This window comes from Streptomyces alkaliphilus, from assembly GCF_014141535.1.
GTDB lineage: Bacteria > Actinomycetota > Actinomycetes > Streptomycetales > Streptomycetaceae > Streptomyces > Streptomyces alkaliphilus.
Genome location: NZ_VKHT01001264.1, coordinates 1 through 1,205 on the forward strand (window position 1 = coordinate 1; position 1,205 = coordinate 1,205).

3 protein-coding genes are annotated in these 1,205 nt (G+C 68.8%); 2 read left to right on the forward strand and 1 reads right to left on the reverse strand.

Going from position 1 to position 1,205, the window contains the following annotated elements; genetic code table 11:
• Positions 1-516: phosphotransferase family protein (locus FNQ90_RS23845; protein ID WP_182608241.1), on the forward strand; the 516-nt coding region annotated here is incomplete at its 5' end.
• A gap of 10 nt (positions 517-526) precedes the next feature.
• Here the strand turns inward: FNQ90_RS23845 and FNQ90_RS23850 are convergent.
• A complete protein-coding gene (locus FNQ90_RS23850; protein WP_182608242.1) occupies positions 527-778 on the reverse strand; it encodes an integrase in 252 nt (83 codons plus the stop codon).
• Positions 779-868: 90 nt separating this feature from the next.
• Here FNQ90_RS23850 and FNQ90_RS23855 point away from each other — a divergent pair.
• Positions 869-1,205 (forward strand): helix-turn-helix domain-containing protein (locus FNQ90_RS23855; protein ID WP_182608243.1); only part of this gene is annotated, 337 nt, incomplete at its 3' end.

Sequence of the window (1,205 nt, forward strand, 5' to 3'; positions counted from 1 at the left end):
CCCCTGGACCCCTTCGTCCGGATCGACACCCGCATCAACAACGCCCGCTCCCTCACCGACGACGACCGCACCTTCCTCCTACACCACCTGGCCGACCTGAGAAAGGCCTGGTCAACTCTCCCGGAGGGCCGCCCCGCATGTGTCGTCCACGGAGACGCCCGGGTCGGCAACTGCGTCGTGACCACCGACGGCCGCGCCCACCTCCTGGACTTCGAACGCACAGCCCCGGGCCCTCCCGAGTGGGACCTGACCTCAACCGCCGTCGCGTTCGAGATCTTCGTCCGCATCTCCCCTGAAGCCTTCGAGGCGTACTACACCGCCTACGGCTACGACGTACGCGACTGGGGCGGCTACCCCACCCTCCGCAGCATTCGCGAGCTCCGCGCCACCACCGTCGCCTTCCAGCTCGCCGACCAGGGCACCATCCCCCTCCATCAGGCCCGGTACCGCCTCGCCTGCCTCCGCGGCCACCACGGCCCCCGCCCCTGGGCCTGGGCCTGGACCACCATCGCCTGACACTCTCCGCTCACGCACACAGCCCCGGCTCGGTGATCTCCGACGTACTCGGCTCAATGGCGAGGATGCGGAGCAGGTCGGCGGTGATCACGCGATAGGCGTTGCCGAGCCGGAGCACCTTGACCGGATACCGGCCTCGCTTGGCCAGGGCGTAGCCGGTACTGCGGCCTATCGACAGTGCGCGGTTGGCGGTGTCGAGGTCAATCGCCGCCGGCAGGGCCAGCAGCTCGTCGCGGGTCATGCCTTCACCGGCAGTGGCCATCGTGCTCTCCGATCGTTCGAGGGCTCAGCTGACGCAGAACAGGTATCACGGATGTGGCGACAACACTTTTTTGATGTATGAATTGCACTCATGACAACCGATGACTGGTCCGCGCAGCTCACCGCCCGGGTGGCCGAGCAGATCCGTGCCGCGCGCAAGGCCGCCGGCCTCACCGTGGCGGAGACCGCCGACGCCTGCGCGGCCCTCGGCCTGGCCGTACCGAAGACGACCATCACCAATCTGGAGACCGGCCGTCGTGCCTCGGTCGAGCTGGCCGAGTTCCTGGTCCTCGCCCAGGTGCTCGGAGTCCCCCCGGTCGCCCTGCTCTTCCCACTCGGTTCCGCCTCCACGGTCGAGGTCCTGCCGGGAAGAGAAGTCCCGGTCTGGGACGGCCTCGCCTGGTTCACCGGCGAGACCCCCCTACGGG

What these genes read in the sequence shown, in the direction of transcription:
- FNQ90_RS23850 (WP_182608242.1), bottom strand. Translation starts at nt 778, where the DNA reads ATGGCCACTGCCGGTGAAGGCATGACCCGCGACGAGCTGCTGGCCCTG.